Below are 19,250 nucleotides of genomic sequence, written 5' to 3'. Positions count from 1 at the left end.
GCGTGGCCCGCCTGTTCGTCGCCGTGGAAACGCCGCCGCCGGTGGCGGCGCATCTGGTCGGGCTCGTCCCGGCGGCAAGCGGTATCCGCCCCACGCCCGTGGCGCAGGTGCACCTGACCTTGCGCTTCCTGGGCGAATGCGAGGCTGCGCAGACCGAGCGCATTACCGCCGCGCTCGGCACGGTGCACGCAGCGGATTTCTCGATGCGCGTAGCCGGTGCCGGGCGCTTCCGCGGTCAGCAGGGCAGCGTGCTGTGGGCCGGCCTTGCGCCCTGTCCCGCGCTTGACGCGCTCTATGCGGCCATGACCGATGCCCTGCAGTCCGCGGGCATCGCGCCCGAACGGAGGCAGTTCCGGGCACACCTGACACTCGCGCGGTGCCGCCCCACGGTCCCTGATGCCATGCTGCGCGACTGGGTCGCCGCGCACCGCGAGCTTGCCGTACCGTCCTGGCAGGCGCGGCGCTTCGTCCTGTTCGAGAGCCGCCTTGACCGGCACGGTGCCACGCATGCGGCGATAGGCGCGTGGCCGCTCACGGCCCCCGATGACGCTTATATCGTGCCTGGCGTACCCGTTTCTGCGTGAGCGGAATCCGCCCGCCGCAGCGCGAAAGCGGCGCGAACGCTACCCCTCAAAAGTCTGTGCTCAAGTTTTGCCACAGAATGCCGAAGCCCATGCCATGAGTCTTGCCGTCGAATGCAGCGTCCCCTTAATATGCGGCGCTCGGGCGCAAGCCGATCTTGCCGCGACGCCTGCCTTGCCACGTGCGGCGCTGCCATTCTGATGTTGCGTGATTTCATGAGCCTCCAAGATTCTTCCGAGTCCACCCAAGCCGGTTCCGGCGCGCAAGACGAAATCGATGCGCAGGCGGGCGCGGCGCAGCCCGACGAGCGCTACCGCCTGACCCACACCTCGCAGATTGGCACGGTGCTGCGCGACCTGTCCTGGCAGAAGTGCCTGATCACGGTGCGCACGCGCACCGGTCATCAGTTCGTGACCTCGGTCCTGCACATCGATCCGGTCAGCCGCACCTTCATCTTCGACTGGTGCAATGCCGATGCCGAGCGCCAGGCGCTGATGACCTCGGACGAGAACGCGTTCTCGGGCCTGTTGCGCGGCGTGCCGGTCAACTTCATGGTCGGCCGCCCGGCGGCCACGCGCTACGAGGAGGGCCCTGCCTTCGTCGTGGAGTTTCCCGAGAAGCTCTACCATTTCCAGCGCCGCCGCCATTTCCGCGCCCGCACGCTGGTGACCAAAGGCTACCGCTGCGAAATCCGCAACCCGGACAACAGCGTGCTGGCCCTTGATGTCGCCGACCTGTCGCTCTCTGGCGTGGGCCTGCGCTCCAAGACCGTGGGCGAGGACCGGCTGCCGGTCGGCACCATGGTGAGCCGCTGCCGGCTGGACTTCCGCGAGCTGGGCAAGGTCGACATCGACCTCCAGGTCGTCGGGCACTGGCTGGTCGGCAACGACGACAGCGCCATCCATCATTACGGCTGCGCCTTCGTGAACCCGGACGGCCGCATGGAGAACTTCCTGCAGCGGCTGGTGTTCTCGCTGGAGCTTGCGCACCGCGGCTGAGGCGCCACGGTTTGCGCGCAGGGCCGGCCGCTGCCGCAGCGCATCGCGGATTTCGGCCTGACCGAGGCCATGCCGAGCCCTGCCCGCCTGTTCACGCCGTGATCAGGACGTAATCACGACGTAATCACGACGTAATGAGCCGCCCGATGGCCGCGGCGGCTTCGCGCATCGGCGGCAGCAGGCGCGTCACCATCTCGGCCTCCGTCACCTTGGCGGCGCGCACGCTTACGCTGATGCCTGCCAGCACGATGCCGGCGGCCGACCGCACCGGCACCGCGATTGCGCGCAGGCCCGGTTCCAGCTCTTCATCGACAATCACGTAGTCCAGTTCCCGGGCGCGCTCGAAGCAGCTCTCCAGTTCCTGGCGCGACACCTTGGTCTGCAGCGTGCGCGGCCGCAGTTCCGCATGCTCGAAGAAGCCGTCGAGCACCGACGCCGGCTGGTGCGCGAGCAGCAGGCGCCCGTTGGACGTGCAATAGGCCGGCAGCCGGCTGCCCATGCCGAGCGAATAGTTGACCACGCGCTGCACTTCCGAGCGCACCAGGTACAGGATGTCGGTGCCGTCCAGGATGGCCAGCGTGCAGGTCTCGTGGATGCGCGCGCTCAGGTTGTCGAGGATCGGCTGCGACAGCGACACCATCGACGTCGACGAGAAATACGCATGCCCCAGGTGCAGCACGCGCGGGCGCAGCGCGAACTGCCCGTCCTGCTGGCTCACGTAGCCGAGCTGCTCGAGCGTGTACAGGCAGCGGCGCACCGACGCGCGCGACAGCTGCGTGCGCTGCGCCACCTGCGAGATCGTCAGCGGGCGCTTGCGCTCGGAAAACGCTTCCAGCACGGTCAGGCCGCGCGCGAGCGACAGCATGAAGTTCGGGTCGCCGGAGAAACTGCCGAGCAGGTCGGACTGGGGGCGGGCAACGCGGACCGTATCGGCCTGGGCCTGGCCGATGCCAAGGGGGCGGGTAGTCTCCATTGTGTCTTGCTTTGTTCGATAATCGCGCAATCTTAAACGGAGTCGGCGCCGCAGGCCAGCGGTTTTGCGGGAATGGGGCACGGGGCGCCGCCATGGGCCAGCCGGGCCCGCTTTCGTCAGAGCTTCTGCTGCGCCGCGAGCGCGAGGATCTTGGCCCAGCGCCGCGCGTGGGTGCGCGTGGGCATGGGGATTTGCCAGAGCGGCCGGGCATTGTGCTCGAGCCGCAGGGCCAACGCCCAGGCGCCCGCATCCGCGACCGGCTCGGCGCCGGCGATGTCCGCGAAGATGAAGCGCGATTGGGCCTCGCCCAGCGCCACCGTGCCGAGCTTGCGCTCCGCGTCGACGCGCAGGCTGCCCCAGGCGCCATCGAGCGACAGGATGCGCTCGCCGCCGATGCGCACGCCATGGACGGCACGCCAGCGCCGCACGCCGTCGGCGACCAGTGCGGCCAGCAGCGCTACGCCGAGCGCGACGGCGCCGGCTCCGGCAAGGACGCCGGACGCGGCGGCGACGGCATGGTAGAGACGGACATAGCCGTAGATCAGGGCACCAATGAGGGCGAGGCCGAGCAGGATGAAGGGCACGTACGGTTCCGGCGCGTGCCGGGCGCGCCGCCCGGCGGTCAAAGCCCCGATTCTACCGGCGACCCGACGACCGGCGCGGTGCCTGCGTCAGCCTGGCGGCCCGCACCTTGTTCCGCCCGGCCACGGCCGCGCCTGCCTCATGCCTTGCGGGCGCGCAGAAACTTGAAGAACTCCACGCCTTCCTGCAAGCGCCGCTTCATCATGTCCCAGCTCATCAGCATCTCGCGCACGATTTCCCAGATCTTCGATGGCCTGAAATAAAACCGCTTGTAGAATTCCTCCACGCCAAGATAGATCTCTTCGCGCGACAGGTGCGGATAGCCGATGGTCGAAGCCTGGGTGCCGGAGTCATTGAGGAGGGTGATGACCTTGCTGTCATTCAGCCATCCGTTCTCGACCGCCTGCTTGTGAAGGACCGTACCCGGATAGGGCGCCGCGAGCGACACCTGGATGGTGTGGGGGTTGATCTCTTTCGCGTACTCGATCGTCTTCTTGATCGTTTCGTGCGTCTCGCCGGGGAGCCCGAGAATGAACGTGCCGTGGATCTTGATGCCGAGTTTGCGGCAATCGTCGCTGAACTGGCGCGCCATATCGGTGCGCAGGCCCTTTTTGACGTTGACGAGAATCTTGTCGTCGCCGGATTCGTAGCCGACGAGGAGGAGCCGCAAGCCGTTCTCCTTCATTACCTTGAGGGTCGAGTAAGGCACGTTCGCCTTGGCATTGCACGACCACGTCACGCCCAGCTTGCCAAGGCCGCGGGCGATCTCTTCCGCTCTCGGCCTGAGGTCGGTGAAGGTATCGTCGTCAAACATGATCTCCTTGATCTCGGGCATGTTGTCCCGGATCCACTTCACCTCTTCGAGAACATTCTCGACCGAACGCGTGCGATAGCGATGCCCCCCGACCGTGTGCGGCCACAGGCAGAACGTGCATCGGGATTTGCAGCCCCGTCCCGTGTAGAGCGACACATAGGGATGCTTGAGATAGCCACTGAAGTAATTCCTGGTCGTCAGGTCGCGCTTATAGACGGGCGCGACGAACGGAAGCTGGTCCATGTCTTCGAGAATGGGCCGGCCTTCGTTGTGCATGATGGCGCCGTCGGGCAGACGATAGCTGAGCCCGAGAATGGACGCGAACGGGAGGCCCTGCGCGATGTCGCGGCAGGTGAAGTCGAATTCTTCGCGGCACACGAAGTCGAGTGCATCACTGGCGGTAAGCGAGCCGTGAGGATCGACAGCCACTTTAGCGCCGACCATTCCGATGAGGACCGCAGGCTTGCGCCGCTTCAGGTGTTCCGCGAACTGAATGTCGCTTGGGAACGACGGAGAACTCGTATGAATGATGACCAGCTCGTATTGCTCGGCAATGCCAAGCGTCGTTTCGAGCGACAGGCCGTCCGCCGGAGCATCCACGAGGCGGCTGCCCTCGACCAGCGCAGCGGGCTGGGCGAGCCATGTCGGATACCAGAACGACCGGATCTCGCGCTTCGTCTGGAAGCGCGAGCCCGCTCCCCCATCGAAGCCGTCATATGAAGGTGCCTGCAGAAACAGCGTTTTCATAAATGTCCTCGAAGAAAGTAGTCGGCATGACTGCGATCAGCGACCCGCCTGCACGCACGCAGCGGCATTCAAGGGAGCGGGATGCGGCTCAAGATACTATATTTTGGTGGATCCGTTGCGATGTTTTCCTCGCTCAGCGCGGCGCACGACAGCGCTCCCGGCGGCCAGCGGCGGTGGCAACACGATTTCGCGCGTTCAGAACGTTCGGTGCTCCAAGTCGGGAGGTGATGTGTGGCCATGAATCACGACGGAACAGCCGGTGTGCCCGTGGGCAATGGCCGGCATCTCAGTCCGGCCGAATTTCTGCTGATGGCAGGGTTTCTCGCATACCGGGCCCCGCTGGCGCCGGTCGATGCCCGAGCCGCCGCCCGACGCGTCCTGGATGCCGTTCTCGGCGTGGCGGCGGCTCACGGATTCGCTGATGCGGATGCGCTCGAATCGATGATGGCGAGCTCCGAAAGATCTACGCGCGTGTGGACACTTGCGCAGCAGGCTGCCGCCGCCGTCGGCGATACGGTCGCTTACCTGCAAGTGATCCGCGATGCAGGGGTATTGCTGGAGGGGGACCTTTGAACAGGGCCGACGAGCAGCCGCGCATCAGGGCAGCCTGATGCGCGGGTAATCCGCGCGCAGCGCGCGCGTCATGAAAGCTTCCGCCCCAGCGTTTCCGGCACCATCGCCAGCCCGAGCAGCGAGACCAGGCCGCAGCCGATCAGGTAGAACGCCGGCGCATTGGGACTGCCGGTCATGTGGATCAGCACGGTCGAGAACAACTGGGCGAAGCCGCCGAATACCGCGATGGCGACGTAGTAGGTCACCGCCATGCCGGTGGCGCGCAGGCGCTGGGGCAGCACCTCGCTGACCAGCACCAGCGTGGCAGGCGAGGTCATCGCCATCGGGATCGCCAGGCAACCGACCACCAGCAGCAGGCAGGTCAGCGAGGGGAAGGCATTGATCAGGACGAAGGCCGGATAGGCCATCACCAGCAAGGCCACGCGCGACCACCACACCATGGTGCGGCGTCCGACCCGGTCGCTCAGCCATCCGGCGATCGGGCCGAAGATGACCATCATGCCCGCGGCGACAAAGCCGGCCCAGACCGCTTCGCCGCGCGGGATGTTCAGCTGGAAGCTGGCGTAGTTAGGCAGGTAGTAGGCGATCAGGTGCACCGCGGCGGCCAGGCCGGTCATCAGCAGCACGCTCGCCACCAGCTCGCGCCAGTGCAGGCGCATCAGTTGCCAGCCGCCGGCGGCGGCCTTCTTGCGGGCAGGCGGCTCCAGCGTTTCTTCCAGCCGGCGCCGGATCACCTGGCCGACGGGAATCACCAGGATGCCGATCAGGAACGCGACGCGCCAGCCCCAGTGCTCGAGGGCGCTGGCGCTCAGCGTATGGCTGAGCCCGAGTGCCACCAGCGCGGCGAAGACCGCGGCAATGCCCTGGCTGGCCGTCTGCCAGCTCGTGTAGAAGCCGCGCGAACGCTCGTCCGCGTACTCCATCAGCATGGCGGTGGCCGAGCCCATCTCGCCGCCGATCGCGAAGCCCTGCACCAGCCGCGCCACGATCATCAGGATCGGTGCCATGATGCCGAAGGCCGCATACGGTGGCGTCACCACCAGGATCAGCGCGCTGAACGCCATCAGCCACATCGACAGCAGCACCGCCGGCTTGCGGCCGAAGCGGTCGGCATAGGCACCGATCACCAGGCCGCCGAGCGGGCGCATCAGGTAGCCCGCGCCGAACGTGCCAAACGACAGCAGCAGCTGGCCGAACGGGTTGCCCACGGGGAAGTAGAGCGGAATGATCAGCGTGGCGAAGAAGTTGTAGACGCCGGAGTCATACAGCTCCAGCGCGCCGCCGATGGTGATGGCCGTAATGGCCGACGCCTTCGACATGGGTTTCTTCTGGTCCGCGTCCTGGCTTGAAACCGGCGGATGCGCCGGTGCGGCCATGGTGGTGGGATCGAGGGGCATTGCAAGTCTCCTGCCGCGGCCAGCCTGTGAATCGTGTCAGGCTGCCGCGTTGTCTGAATCCTAGTCCGATGAGGGGCCTCGGGCGGTCCCTTTCGCTTGATCTCGCTCCAGTCCTGCTATTCGGACTGGAGTCCGGCGCGCCGGACAACGAGTGGCCATTTCTTCTGTTCCGCTTCAATTAGGGCGGCGAATGCCTGCGGGGTGCTGCCTGCCGGTTCGAAACCCTGGCTGGTCAGGCGCTGCCGCACGGCCGGGTTGCGCATGGCCTTGCCCAGCTCCTCGCTCAACCTGGCCACCACCTGCGGCGGCGTGCCGGCGGGCGCCACCAGGCCATACCATTCGCTGCTGTCGATGCCGGCGACGCCGGCCTCCGCGAGCGTCGGCACCTCGGGCAGCTGCGGCAGCCGGTGCGTGCTCACGACCGCGAGCGCCTTGAGCTGTCCGGCGCGCAGCAGGGGCTCCACCACGGGGAGACCCGGGAACATCAGCTGGACATGCCCGCCGACCAGGTCGGCCAGCGCCGGTGGCGCGCCCTTGTACGGCGCGTGCACGAGATCTACGCCGGCCGCGCGCTTGAAGGATTCGCCGATCAGGTGAAGCTGCGTGCCGGGCCCCGAGGAGGCATAGCTGTAATGCCCCGGGCGTGACTTGGCTTTCGCCACCAGCTCCTGTACCGAGCCGGCCATCGCGGGATTGACCACCATGACGTAGTTCAGGCTGACCAGCTGGCCGATCGGCGCGAACTCGCGCGACAGGTCCACCGTGGCGTTGCCGGACAGGCTACGGTTGATGATCATCGGCGTGGTCGCGACCAGCAGGGTGTAGCCGTCCGGAGCGGACTTGGCGGCAGCGGCCGCGCCGATGTTGCCGGTCGCGCCGGGCCGGTTCTCCACCACCACCGGCTGGCCGAGGCCGCCGGAAAGCCGCTCGGCCACCACACGCGTGGCCATGTCGACGCTGCCGCCGGCGGGCCATGGCACGATGACGCGGACGGGGTGGTTCGGATAGGTGCCCTGCGCCCATGCCCCCGTCATCATCATGGCCGTGAGCCCGATCGCGCCAAGCGCTTGCCGCCTGCATCGCGTCTGGAATTTCATGACAGTCTCCTTGCTTCTTGTCCGTGCTCCGCCGCCATGGCGGAGCGCCGCTGCTTATTCCAGCCGGAATCCCGTCTGCTTGATGGCCAGCGCCCATTTCTTCTGCTCGGCCGCCATGAAGGTCGCGAACTCGCCGGGCGAACTGCTGCTGGCCGGCTCGTAGCCCTTGCTGGCCAGTTGCTGGCGCACGCCAGGCGCGTTGAGCGCCTTCTCGATCTCCTTGCCCAGCAGCGCGACGATGTCCTTCGGCGTGCCGGCCGGGGCCACCAGCCCGTACCATTCGCTCGCCTCGATGCCGGGGAAGCCGGCCTCCGCCATGGTCGGAATCTCGGGGAACAGCGGCAGGCGCTGCTTGCTTGCCACCGCAATGCCCTTGAGCTGGCCGCCCTTCACGAACGGCATCACCGCCGGCACACCGTGGAACATCATCTGGATATGGCCGCCGACCATGTCGGTGAGCGCCTGCGGGCCGCCCTTGTAGGGCGCATGCACGATATTGACCTGGGCCATCTCCTTGAAGACTTCTCCGACCACGTTCTGCTGCGTGCCGGGGCCCACCGACGCGTAGCTGAGCTTGCCGGGCTCCGCCTTCGCACGGGCGACGAGTTCCTTGACCGAGCCCGCGATTGCGGGACTGACCACCAGCATGTAGGGCGAGCTCGCCATCAGCCCGAGCGGCGCGAAGTCCTTGCCCAGGTCGAACGGCAGGTTCTTCTGCAGGCTCGCGTTGATGGCCATCGGCGCGCTGGCGACCAGCAGCGTGTAGCCGTCGGGCGGGGCCTTGGCTGCCGCGCCGGCGCCGATATTGCCGGTCGCGCCGGGACGGTTGTCGATCACGAACTGCTGGCCCAGGCTCGCGCTCAGCTTCTCGGCCACCGTGCGGGTGACGGTGTCGACGCCACCACCGGCCGGCCACGGCACGATGATGCGGACCGGCCGGTTCGGGTAGCCGCCCTGGGCCAGGGCGCTGGCGGCACAGGCGGCGAGCGCAATGGCGCCCAGGGAACGGCCGACGCGGTGCAGTACGGATGTCATGACTTGTCTCCTCGTTGTCGTTGTGCGGTCCCCGCGCCGCCTTGCAGCGGGGGCCTTGCTTACACCAGTCCGGTTCAGGCCGCCACGGTCGGTCGGGTGTTTTCGTTGCGGACGTCGCCGCTTTCCCACTGCGTCATCAGTCGTTCCCAGCGCACGCGGGTGGCAGCGAGGTTGCGCGCCTTGACATGGCCATAGCCACGGATGTCCATCGGCAGCCGTGCGATTTCCAGCGCCAGCTCCAGGTTCTGCGCGCAGAGCTTCGGCAGCAGCGCCTCGACGCAGTCGCGGTATGCCGCGATCAGCGCGCGCTCTTCGCGGCGCTCGGCGGTGTAGCCGAACGGGTCGAGCGCGGTGCCGCGCAGGCCCTTGAAGCGGGCCAGCACCGCGAACGCCTTGCGCACCCAGGGACCATAGGCAGCCTTGAGCGGCTCGCCATCCTTGTTCTTCCTGGCGAACAGCGGCGGCGCCAGGTGGTGCACCAGGCGGAAGTCGCCTTCGAACATCGACTCGACCTGCTTGCGGAACGCGGCGTCGGTGTGCAGGCGCGCCACTTCGTACTCGTCCTTGTAGGCCATCAGCTTGAACAGCGAGCGCGCCACGGCCTCGGAGAGGCGGGTGCCACCCGTGACGGACTCGGCGATCCTGACGCGGTCGACCAGGGCCTCGTACTGCGCGGCATAGGCGCGGTGCTGGTAGGCGGTGAGGAACTCGACGTGCCGGGCCAGCAGGTCGTCCAGCGTCGGCTTGCGCACGAACTGGATCACTTGCGCGTTGGCGGCGCGCACTGGGACGCGCGACATGTCGTGCGCGCACATCCGGCCCCATTCGAACGCGGCCTTGTTGCTGTCCACCTGCACGCCGTTGAGTTCGATGGCGCGCATCAGCGCGGCATGCGACAGCGGCACGCGGCCCTTCTGCCAGGCGTAGCCCAGCATCATCAGGTTGGCGTAGATGGACTGGCCCATGACCTGCTTCGAGACCTGTTCGGCATCGAAGCTGCCGACCTGGCCGCTGCCGACGGCCTGTGCAATGCGGCCGACGGCATCCTCGGTCTGCGGATCCCAGTCCGGATTGCGCACGAACGCGGCGGTCGGCGTGACATGGCTGTTGAGCACCACGTAGGTCCGCTGCGGCGACATGGTCGCGAGCGATGCCTTGCTGGCGGCCACCACCGTGTCGCAGGCGATCACCAGGTCGGCCATCGCGATATCGACGCGGCTGGCGTGCAGGGCGTCGGGGCTCGCGGCGATCTGGATGTGGCTCCAGGTCGAGCCGCCCATCTGCGCCATGCCGGTGGCGTCCTGCGTGATCACGCCCTTGCCTTCGAGGTGCGCGGCCATGCCCAGCACGCCGCCGATCGTCACGATGCCGGTGCCGCCGATGCCGGCCACGACGATGCGCCGGGGCGTGGCGGCATCGGGCAGCGTGGGCATGGGGATATCGGTCGGGACGGGCTGGTTCTTGCCGCCTGCCGACGGCTTCCTGAGCTGGCCGCCTTCGACGGTGACGAAGCTCGGGCAGAAGCCCTTGGTGCAGGAGAAGTCCTTGTTGCAGGTGTCCTGGTTGATCTTGCGCTTGCGGCCGAACTCGGTCTCCACCGGCTGCACGGCCAGGCAGTTGCTTTCCACGGAGCAGTCGCCGCAGCCCTCGCACACCAGCTCGTTGATCACGACGCGTTTGGCGGGGTCCGCCATGGTGCCGCGCTTGCGCTCGCGGCGCTTCTTGGTCGCGCAGGTCTGGTCGTAGATGATCACGGTCACGCCCGCCACTTCGCGCAGCTCGCGCTGCACCGCGTCCAGCTCGTCGCGATGGCGCACCGTGACGCCGGCCGCCAGGTTGCTGACACCCTTGTACTTTTCCGGCTCGTCCGTGACCACCACGATCTGCCGCGCGCCCTCGGCGGCCAGTTCGCGCGACATGGCTGGTACATCAAGCTGTCCATCCACCGGCTGTCCGCCGGTCATGGCCACCGCGCTATTGAACAGCACCTTGTAGGTCATGTTCACGCCGGCATGGATGGACTGGCGCACCGCCAGCAGGCCCGAGTGGTTGTAGGTGCCGTCGCCGAGGTTGGCGAACATGTGGTTGCGCTTGCTGAACGGCGCCTGGCCCATCCAGTGCACGCCTTCGCCACCCATCTGCGACCACGAGGTGGTCGAGCGGTCCATCCACACCACCATGCCGTGGCAGCCGATGCCGGCCGTGGCGACCGAGCCTTCCGGCACCTTGGTACTGGTGTTGTGCGGGCAGCCCGGGCAGAACCACGGCAGGCGGTCGGCGGCGCGCGAATCGCCCTGCGCGGTGGCGCGTTCCTTGGCCTCGATTTCCTGCAGGCGAACATCCATGCGTGCGGCCACGTCGGCGGGCACGCCCAGTGCCTTGAGTCGCTGCGCGATGGCCTTGGCGACCAGTGCCGGCGACAGGTCGGCCTTGGCGCGCAGCAGCCAGTCCCCGGCCGGCTTGCGGTGGCTCCATTCGCCGCCCGCACCGTCGGTGTGGTGGTATTTGCCGAACACGGCCGGGCGCGCATCGGCGCGATAGTGGTAAAGCTCGTCCTTCAGTTGCTGTTCGATGAGCGGGCGCTTCTCCTCGACCACCAGCACTTCGCGCAGCCCGTGCGCGAAAGCGCGCACGCTGTCGGGCTCGAGCGGCCACACCACGCTGACCTTGTGGACGCGGATGCCGAGCGCGCGGCAGGTTGCATCATCGAGGCCGAGGTCGAGCAGGGCCTGGCGCGTGTCGCTGTAGGCCTTGCCGCTGGCGATGATGCCGAGGCGGTCATCGGGGCCTTCGACCACGTTGCGGTTCAGGCGGTTGGCTCGCACATAGGCGAGCGCCGCCGGCCACTTGAACTCCATCATGCGCGCCTCGGCCGCGAGCGGATCGTCGGGCCAGCGGATGTGCAGGCCGCCCTCGGGCATGGCGAAGTCTTCCGGCAGGAGAATGCGCACGCGGTCCGGGTCCGCAATCACCGAGGCGCCCGACTCCACCACCTCCTGCACGGTCTTCATGCCGGCCCAGAGGCCGCTGAAGCGGCTCATCGCGAACGCGTGCACGCCCAGGTCCAGGATGTCCTGCACATTCGACGGGAAGAACACCGGCAGGCCGCACGCGATGAGGGTGTGGTCGCTCTGGTGCGCCAGCGTGCTGCTCTTGGATACGTGGTCGTCGCCGGCCAGCGCGATCACGCCGCCCAGGCGCGAAGTGCCGGCCAGGTTGGCATGCTTGAGCGCATCGCCGCTGCGGTCGACGCCGGGACCCTTGCCATACCAGATGCCGAACACGCCGTCGTACTTCTTGCTGGCCGCGTCGAAGTCGAGTTGCTGCGAGCCCCATACGGCGGTAACGCCGAGTTCCTCGTTGACGCCGGGCTTGAACACGACATGGTTGTCGGCCAGGATCTTCTTGGCTTGCCACATGGCCTGGTCATAGTTGCCGAGCGGCGATCCGCGGTAGCCGGAGATGAACGCCGCGGTGTTGTGGCCGGCCAGCGCGTCGCGCCGGCGCTGCATCAGCGGCAGGCGCACCAGGGCCTGCACGCCGCTCATGTAGGCGCGGCCGGATTCCAGTGCGTACTTGTCGTCGATCGACACGGCCTCCATGGCTTTCCGGGCGGCGTCGGGGAGGATTGGAGCGTTCATGGGACGGATTTCGCCTGTGTGTGGGTGGGGTAGGGGCGGCCAGCGTCTGCCGGTGACCCGGATATCGTTGATGTCGTCGCGGATCCGGCTAGGCCGGGAACGGGATGCTCAAGGTCCGGCCAAGGCCGGCCAGTTCGCGTGTGATGGCTTCGGGCAGGGCGATGCCGTGCGCGCGGCCTTCACGTTCGAGCTGGTCGCCCCGGTGGCCGGGAAGTCTTGCCTCGCTGCCGCCGGCAGCGAGGTAGTTGCCGGTCCATTGCGCCATGTAGTCGGCGAACAGCGCCTGGCCGGCAAACGCCTCGGGACGGACCAGCCAGACAAAGCCGCCCTGGCGACCGACCGCGCCGCCGTTGCCGACGCTGTTGCGCGCGGGGTCAAGCGAACCTGCGGTGGCGGCCAGCGCACCGGCCAGGCACTCGACCATCATGGCGATGCCGATGCCCTTGTGGCCGCCGGTCGGCAGCAGCGACCCGGCCAGCGCGCGCTGCGCATCGGTGGTCGGTTGGCCGTCGGCGTCCAGTGCCCAGCCTTGGGGAATGGGTTTGCCTTCACGCGCGGCGAGCAGGATATGGCCGCGCGCGGCGACGCTGCAGGCCACGTCGAACACGATCGGGGCCTGGCCCGGCAACGGGCAGCCGAAGGCGATCGGGTTGTGCCCGATGGCGGGGCGGGCAAAGCCCTCCATGCCTAGCACGGGCGGCGTGCGCTGTCCGACGATGCAGAACGCGCCAGCTTCGGCCGCGAGCAGTGCGTGGATGCCCAGTGCGCCCAGGTGGCCGCACGACTGCACGGCAACCAGTACGCTGGCACTCGATTCCAGCGCTGCGAGGCCCAGCCGCACGGCATGCGGCCCGGCGACCTGGCCCATGGCCCCATCGGCATCCAGCACGATGCCGCCGGGGAAAGTCCGGTGCGACATGGCGGCGCGCGGGTTGAAGTCACCGGCGCGCAGGCGCTCGACATAGGACGGCACGCGCGTCATGCCATGCGTCTTGTAGCCGCGCAGTTCGCTGCGCACCAGCGCGGTGGCGGCCTCGACGGCATGCGCAGGCGCCACGCCGCACGATTCGAATACAGCAGAAGTCCAGCGCTCCAGGCTTTGGGCGCTCCATCGCGTGGTCATGAAGATTTCTCCCGTACGATCATCAGGCGCTCGGTGAACGGCGCGGCGTAGACCGACTGGTAATAGAGTGGCTGGTCGCGCAGCGTGTAGCCGCGCATTTCCATGATGAAGGCAGGCGCCTCGGCGTCGAGCCCCAGCTCGCGCGCGGCGATTGCCGGTGCCGGACCGAAGCGGATCCACTGGTCCACGCGCAGCGTCGGCAGCGACAGCCGCTGGCCGATCAGCTCGCGCAGGTTCTTCTCCAGCGCCTCGCGGTCCAGGCCGCCCAGTTGCGCGAAGTCCTCCTCGCGCAGCCAGAATTCGCTGTACAGGTCGAAGCGGCCGCCGACATTGATCACGCGCTCGATGCGCACGTAGCCGTCGCCTTCGAGGAACTCCGACCACGGGCCCTTGCGCTTGATGCGCTTGACCGAACGCGCGTGGACGTAGGACGGCAGTTCGTTGCCGTCTTCATCGCGAAAGCGCAGGTAGCGGACATCGGCGGGCGCCACGCGCGTGCCGGACACGAAGGTGCCGCGCCCCTGCTCGCGCGTGATCAGTCCCGAGTGCGTCAAACGGATCAGCGCCTTCTGAATGGTCCCGACGCTCACGCCATGGATCGCGGCGAGCTCGCCTTCGGACGGCAGGCGGTCGCCTTCGCGCAGGGCGCCGGATTCGATGGAGCGGATGATCGCGTCGGAGACGCTGTTGAGTTTGGTCATGGTTGCTCAGAGGCTCAGTGCGAATCGACTGATCGCGGTCTCCCGGATATCGAGCACCTCGCTGGTCAGCCGCGTGCCCGATGCGACGTCCATCGCATAGGCATAGAGCTGATCGCCGAGGTCCGAAATCTTCTCGCCGTGCTGCAGGATCCCGCTGACGTCGAAGTCAATGTTGTCGGCCATGGTGTGCAGCGTATTGACGTTGCCGCACACCTTGACGGTCGGTGCCACCATGCTGCCGATCGGATTGCCCACTCCGGTGCCGAAGAAGGTGAGCTGGCACCCGCCGGCAGCAAGCGCAGTCAGATTTTCCACTGCCGCGGCCGGGGCGTCCATGAAGTGCAGGCCCTTCTTCTGCGGCGCCTCGCCGTAGCGCAGCACGCCGACGAGCGGGCTGTTGCCGGCCTTGGCCATGGCGCCGAGCGCCTTCTCCTCGACCGTGGTCAGGCCGCCGCGCTTGTTGTCAGGCGAGGGCTGGTCCTCGCGCATGTCGACGCCGCGCGAAATGGCCAGGTTTTCCATGTTGCGCACGGCGGTGACGAAATCCTCGCGCACGCGTGCGTTGGCGGCCCGCTCCGCAAACAGGTGATCGGCGCCGATGAATTCGGAGGTCTCGGAGATGATCACCGTGCCGCCCTCGGCGATCACGAGGTCGGCCATGCGCCCGATCACCGGGTTGCAGCTCAGGCCCGAGGTGGTATCCGATCCGCCGCATTCCACGCCGATCACCAGCGACGACACGGGGCAGGGCACGCGGCGCGCGCGCGACGCCCGGAGCGAAAGCTGCGCGGCCTTGCGCGTGCCTTCGGCAATGCAATCGACCGTGCCGTTGGGCTGCAGGTGCACGCGCTCGACGGGTTTGCCGGCGGCCTGGATGCGGCGCGCGACTTCTTCGGTGGACGACGGCTCCAGCCCGACCAGCAGCACCGACGCGATATTGGGGTTGCGGCCCAGGCCTGCCAGCGATTCGAAGGCGAAATCCAGATCGGCGCCGAACTGTCCGCGCACGAACAGCGTGGTCACGGGAATGCAGCCGCCCACGGTGCGCGCGATGGCGCGCGTGACCGGGTTGCAGTTATCCATGACCGAGACCACGGCGACCCAGTTGCGTACGCCGACCGCGCCGTTCTCGCGCGGGTATCCGAGAAAGGTGGTTGTCATCTGTCTTAGCCCTTGTGCAGGTCGCCGCGCGCGCGCGCCGACTCGATGTTGTGAACATGCATGTGTTCGCCGGCACGGATCGCGTGGCTGGCGCGGCCGATGACCTGGCCGTACTTGAGGATTTCCTGGCCCGCCGAGGTGTCGGCCACGCATACCTTGTGGCCGAACGGGACGTCCTGCAGCAGGACCAGCTTTCCCGACCGCTCGCCTTCCAGGGCGCAGGCGTCACCGGCATGGCCGGCGTCCAGCAGGGTGGCCACGTTGTCGGCCGGGTTGAGTACGATGGCTCGAGGCATTGATCAACTCCTGTATAGGTGTTGAGATGCAATGTAGAGAATCGCTGCGGGCTTAGTCAAGGATTAACACGCTTACCCCCGAGAAAACCACTATTCTTACGTAGAAGTCCTATATAGAAGTTGTTGACATCGACAGTGCGCGTGTCTATCGTCATAGCAACGGGGCCGCCGGGGTGCGGCACCGGATTCCAACAACCGAGGACAGGCATGAAGGTGGCATCACACCTGGAGAAAATTGCGAAGCTGCAGGGGTTGCGCGGGCGCCTGGATCCGCTCCAGGATTTCGAGCTGTGGTTCTGGGCGGGCATGACGGCGGGAACCCATGCGGTCAATGCAGCACTGCACCAGGCCGGGATCACGCTCGACGACGATATGTTTCCGACGCAGCCCGGGGTCTATCTGGTGCCGCAGCCGGACGGCAGCCTGAAGGCGGCGTTCCGGCCGCTTGGCGACGTGCTGCACGTCGGCCGTCCGAAGGTGGAGGCGCCGGTGCCCGCGGACATTGCCGCGATGATGGAAGACATGGAGCGCATCGAGCACTACCGCGACCCGTGCCTGCGCGAAGGCCTGGTGCCGACGCAGGCGATCGCGCAGAACTGCGAAGCGGCGCTGCAACGGTGCCTGCGCGTGCTGGCACAGCGCATGGAAGGAGGCGCGCGTGGACATTGAAGGACACATGGCGATTGCACGCCGCATCGAGGCATCGATGCATAAGTGCGGGCCAACCGATCACGAGATGACGATCGAGGCCGCGATGCTGGCCGGCACGCACTGGCTGAATGTGCTGCTGCACAAGCTCGGCACCACGCCGCCGCAGCAGGACGTGTTCCACAGCTACCTGCTGACGGTCAATGAATTCCGGCGACTCGCGGTGGCGGCGGAAAAGCCGCTTGCGGCGCTTGCCGCGATCGAGGACAGCCGCGCGCCGTACGTGCGCGGCAATCACGCCGGCGGCGAAGCCGCGGCCGAACGCGCGCTGACGCTGCTTTCGCTGATCCGGGCGACGGCGCTTGGCGCCACGTGAGCCGGCGGCGCGTGAACCGCAAACAGATCAAGAGACAAGTACAGAGTCAGACAAGGAGCCAACAGTGAAGGCAGTCCGCGTAGTACCAGGCCCGGAGGGCGGCAAGGTTGAAGTGCAGGATATTCCCGTGCCTGTCGCGGCGGCGGGCCAGGTGCTGGTGAGGGTCCGCGCATCGGGCCTGAACCGGGGGGAAATCAACCAGGCGAAGGAGCTGCGCAGCGGCAACACCATCACCACCGGCGTCGAGTTCGCCGGCGAGGTGGCCGAAGTCGGCGAAGGCGTGCACGGCTGGCGCAAGGGCGACCGCGTCATGGGTCATGGCCGCGGCTGCCAGGCCGAGTATGTAGTGGCCGACCCGATGGCGCTGATCGCCGTGCCGGACGGCATGTCGTGGATCGACGCGGCGGCCTTCCCCAATGTCTTCATCACCGCGCACGACGCGCTGGTGGTCAACGGGCAGCTCAAGGCCGGCGAGTCGGTGCTGATCAATGGCGCTTCGGGCGGCGTGGCGATGGCCGCGATCCAGATTGCTTCGCTGATGGGCGCGAAGCCGGTCATCGCCGCGTCGCGTTCGGCTGCCAAGCTGGACAAGCTCACCCAGTACGGCGTGGATGTCGGCATCGATGCGTCGAAAGACGACCAGGTCGAGGCGGTCATGGCGGCGACCGGCAACAAGGGTGTCGACATCATCATCGACACCGTGGGCGGCCCGGTGTTCGAGGCCAACATGAAGAGCCTTGCCGTCAAGGGTCGCCTGGTGAACATCGCACGGCTCGGTTCGGCCACGGCCCAGATCGACCTGTCGATGCTGTGGCTCAAGCGCCTGCAGCTGATCGGCGTGACCTTCCGCACGCGTACCGAGCAAGAGCGGCTCGAGTGCATCCAGGCCTGCGCGCGCGACATGCTGCCGTTCCTGCGCGCCGGCCAGGTACGGCTGCCGATCGACCGTACCTTTGCCATGACCGACATCGGCGCGGCCCACGAATACATGAAGCAGGACCAGCACGTCGGCAAGATCGTGCTGCTGGTCGACTGAAGCCATCGACACAAGAGGAGACATGATGACCATCGAAATCAAGCCGTTGACCGGCTCCGTGGGCGCCGCCGTCACCGGCGTCAACCTGAACGACCCGATCAATGACGCCACCTTCCAGGTTCTGCACCAGGCCTTCCTGGAGTACGGCATGCTGGTCTTTCGCGGCCAGTTCCTGCAGCCGGCGGCACAGGTGGCGTTCGCGCGCCTGTGGGGCACGCCGGTCCAGGGCAACCCGCTGCTGAAGGGCCTGGCGGAATTCCCGGAACTGTTCCAGGTCACCAAGATCCCGAAAGAGACCGCCTCCACCGAGGCCTGGCACTCCGACTCGATCTACACCGAGGTGCCGCCGAAGATCTCCATCCTGTCGGCGGTGACGATCCCGGTCGGCGGCGACACCATGTGGTGCAACCAGTACGCCTCGTACGAGCGGCTGTCGCCCACGATGCAACGCCTGATCGAAGGGCTGCGCGCGCGCTTCACGGGCGCCCGCCTGGCAAAAATGACGGGCTCGGACAAGGTGCCTTCGGCCGTGCATCCGATCGTGCGCACGCACCCGGAGACTGGGCGCAAGGCACTCTATGTCGGCCATCCGGACACGGCGCAGTGCATTGAAGGCATGACCGAGGCGGAAAGCCGCCCGCTGCTCGACTTCCTGTACGAGCACTCGGTCACCCCGGACAACGTCTACCGCCACATGTGGCAGGAGGGTGACGTGGTCATGTGGGACAACCGCAATACCATGCACTACGCGGTGCATGACTACGGCAATGCCGAGCGCGTGCTCAACCGCGTGACGCTCGAAGGCGACGTGCCCCGCTGAGCGGCACCCATACCGGCACCGCCCTGGCCGCCATTGGCCAGTGGCGTTGCCCGGCGCACTGCGTCCCGCGCGGGACGGCGCGGTCCACAGGAGAGTGAGAAATGCAGATAGGGATCCCGACTGAGACCCGGGAGGGGGAGGCGCGCGTCGCCGCCACGCCCGAGACGGTCAAGAAGTACGTCGCACAAGGCCACAAGGTCGTGGTGCAGGCGGGTGCCGGCGTACGGGCCAGCCAGCCGGATGCGGCCTATGAGGCCGCGGGCGCACGCATCGGCAGCGCGGCCGACGCCCTTGGCGCGCAACTGGTGCTGAAGGTGCGCGCGCCCGAGATCACCGAGCTGGCGCACATGAAGCCGGGCGCGGTGCTGGTGGGCATGCTCAATCCGTTCGATGCTGAGAACAAGGCGCGCATGTCCGCCGCCGGCATCACGGCCTTCGCGCTCGAAGCCGCGCCGCGCACCACGCGCGCGCAGAGCATGGACGTGCTCTCTTCGCAGGCCAATATCGCCGGCTACAAGGCCGTGCTGGTCGCGGCCCATCACTATCAGCGCTTCATGCCGATGCTGATGACCGCCGCCGGCACCGTGAAGGCCGCGCGCGTGCTGATCCTCGGCGCCGGCGTGGCCGGCCTGCAGGCGATCGCCACGGCC

The 19,250-nt window shown here is 67.4% G+C and carries 19 protein-coding genes; 8 read left to right on the top strand and 11 right to left on the bottom strand.

Annotated features, from left to right (window positions below; genetic code table 11):
• Window positions 1-2: 2 nt before the first annotated feature.
• Window positions 3-584 carry an RNA 2',3'-cyclic phosphodiesterase gene (gene thpR / locus AC3FNH_RS18250; protein ID WP_488721085.1) on the top strand — a complete coding sequence of 194 codons (582 nt, stop codon included), beginning with the start codon at window positions 3-5 and terminating at the stop codon, window positions 582-584.
• A 213-nt stretch (window positions 585-797) separates the two neighbouring features.
• Window positions 798-1,580: a flagellar brake protein gene (locus tag AC3FNH_RS18245; RefSeq protein WP_276102595.1), complete on the top strand. Its 783-nt coding sequence runs from the start codon at window positions 798-800 to the stop codon at window positions 1,578-1,580.
• Between the two features lie 124 nt (window positions 1,581-1,704).
• On the opposite strand, the gene AC3FNH_RS18240 is transcribed toward AC3FNH_RS18245, so the two are convergent.
• The 3 genes from AC3FNH_RS18240 to hpnJ all read right to left on the bottom strand — a co-directional run bounded on the left by AC3FNH_RS18240 (window position 1,705) and on the right by hpnJ (window position 4,696).
• A complete protein-coding gene (locus AC3FNH_RS18240) occupies window positions 1,705-2,553 on the bottom strand; it encodes an IclR family transcriptional regulator domain-containing protein (protein ID WP_276102594.1) in 849 nt (282 codons plus the stop codon).
• A 116-nt stretch (window positions 2,554-2,669) separates the two neighbouring features.
• Window positions 2,670-3,137, bottom strand: a complete 468-nt coding sequence (locus tag AC3FNH_RS18235) for a hypothetical protein (RefSeq protein WP_488721084.1) — start codon at window positions 3,135-3,137, stop codon at window positions 2,670-2,672.
• 137 nt (window positions 3,138-3,274) lie between these two features.
• The gene (hpnJ, locus tag AC3FNH_RS18230; protein WP_276102592.1) at window positions 3,275-4,696 is read right to left on the bottom strand and encodes a hopanoid biosynthesis associated radical SAM protein HpnJ; all 1,422 of its coding nucleotides are present in this window, start codon (window positions 4,694-4,696) and stop codon (window positions 3,275-3,277) included.
• A gap of 237 nt (window positions 4,697-4,933) precedes the next feature.
• Here hpnJ and AC3FNH_RS18225 point away from each other — a divergent pair, with 237 nt between their 5' ends.
• Complete coding sequence (locus tag AC3FNH_RS18225) at window positions 4,934-5,269, top strand: hypothetical protein (RefSeq protein ID WP_276102591.1); 336 nt, start codon at window positions 4,934-4,936, stop codon at window positions 5,267-5,269.
• 68 nt (window positions 5,270-5,337) lie between these two features.
• Here AC3FNH_RS18225 and AC3FNH_RS18220 read toward each other — a convergent pair whose 3' ends face one another.
• The 8 genes from AC3FNH_RS18220 to AC3FNH_RS18185 all read right to left on the bottom strand — a co-directional run bounded on the left by AC3FNH_RS18220 (window position 5,338) and on the right by AC3FNH_RS18185 (window position 15,720).
• Entirely contained in the window at window positions 5,338-6,666 is a 1,329-nt protein-coding gene (locus tag AC3FNH_RS18220) for an MFS transporter (RefSeq protein WP_488721083.1), read from the bottom strand.
• Window positions 6,667-6,782: 116 nt separating this feature from the next.
• Complete coding sequence (locus tag AC3FNH_RS18215; RefSeq protein ID WP_488721082.1) at window positions 6,783-7,763, bottom strand: Bug family tripartite tricarboxylate transporter substrate binding protein; 981 nt, start codon at window positions 7,761-7,763, stop codon at window positions 6,783-6,785.
• A 54-nt stretch (window positions 7,764-7,817) separates the two neighbouring features.
• The gene (locus AC3FNH_RS18210) at window positions 7,818-8,798 is read right to left on the bottom strand and encodes a tripartite tricarboxylate transporter substrate binding protein (protein WP_276102588.1); all 981 of its coding nucleotides are present in this window, start codon (window positions 8,796-8,798) and stop codon (window positions 7,818-7,820) included.
• Between the two features lie 74 nt (window positions 8,799-8,872).
• A complete protein-coding gene (locus tag AC3FNH_RS18205) occupies window positions 8,873-12,439 on the bottom strand; it encodes an indolepyruvate ferredoxin oxidoreductase family protein (protein ID WP_488721081.1) in 3,567 nt (1,188 codons plus the stop codon).
• Between the two features lie 88 nt (window positions 12,440-12,527).
• Window positions 12,528-13,562 (bottom strand): Ldh family oxidoreductase, encoded by a 1,035-nt coding sequence (locus tag AC3FNH_RS18200; protein ID WP_276102586.1) that lies wholly within the window; start codon window positions 13,560-13,562, stop codon window positions 12,528-12,530.
• On the bottom strand, window positions 13,559-14,263 hold the full coding sequence (locus tag AC3FNH_RS18195) for a GntR family transcriptional regulator (RefSeq protein ID WP_276102585.1): 705 nt from the start codon (window positions 14,261-14,263) through the stop codon (window positions 13,559-13,561). Before AC3FNH_RS18195 ends, AC3FNH_RS18200 begins: the two co-directional genes overlap by 4 nt.
• Before the next feature lie 6 nt (window positions 14,264-14,269).
• On the bottom strand, window positions 14,270-15,424 hold the full coding sequence (locus AC3FNH_RS18190; RefSeq protein WP_276102584.1) for a UxaA family hydrolase: 1,155 nt from the start codon (window positions 15,422-15,424) through the stop codon (window positions 14,270-14,272).
• A gap of 5 nt (window positions 15,425-15,429) precedes the next feature.
• Window positions 15,430-15,720, bottom strand: coding sequence for a UxaA family hydrolase (locus AC3FNH_RS18185; protein ID WP_276102583.1), 291 nt, complete (start codon window positions 15,718-15,720; stop codon window positions 15,430-15,432).
• A 207-nt stretch (window positions 15,721-15,927) separates the two neighbouring features.
• Between AC3FNH_RS18185 and AC3FNH_RS18180 the strand changes: the two genes are divergently transcribed.
• From AC3FNH_RS18180 to AC3FNH_RS18160, 5 genes are all read left to right on the top strand, one after another.
• Complete coding sequence (locus AC3FNH_RS18180; protein WP_488721080.1) at window positions 15,928-16,389, top strand: hypothetical protein; 462 nt, start codon at window positions 15,928-15,930, stop codon at window positions 16,387-16,389.
• A complete protein-coding gene (locus tag AC3FNH_RS18175) occupies window positions 16,379-16,744 on the top strand; it encodes a hypothetical protein (RefSeq protein ID WP_488721079.1) in 366 nt (121 codons plus the stop codon). Before AC3FNH_RS18180 ends, AC3FNH_RS18175 begins: the two co-directional genes overlap by 11 nt.
• Window positions 16,745-16,808: 64 nt before the next feature.
• A complete protein-coding gene (locus AC3FNH_RS18170) occupies window positions 16,809-17,780 on the top strand; it encodes a zinc-binding dehydrogenase (protein ID WP_488721078.1) in 972 nt (323 codons plus the stop codon).
• Between the two features lie 25 nt (window positions 17,781-17,805).
• Window positions 17,806-18,600, top strand: a complete 795-nt coding sequence (locus tag AC3FNH_RS18165; RefSeq protein ID WP_276102579.1) for a TauD/TfdA dioxygenase family protein — start codon at window positions 17,806-17,808, stop codon at window positions 18,598-18,600.
• A gap of 101 nt (window positions 18,601-18,701) precedes the next feature.
• The coding region (locus AC3FNH_RS18160) for a Rossmann-fold NAD(P)-binding domain-containing protein (protein WP_488721077.1) at window positions 18,702-19,250 on the top strand (549 nt) is incomplete at its 3' end.

Source organism: Cupriavidus sp. 22TCCZM01-5 (genome assembly GCF_057798915.1).
The sequence above is the reverse complement of the archived record's forward strand: the minus strand, read 5'-3'. Positions and strand labels throughout refer to the sequence as shown.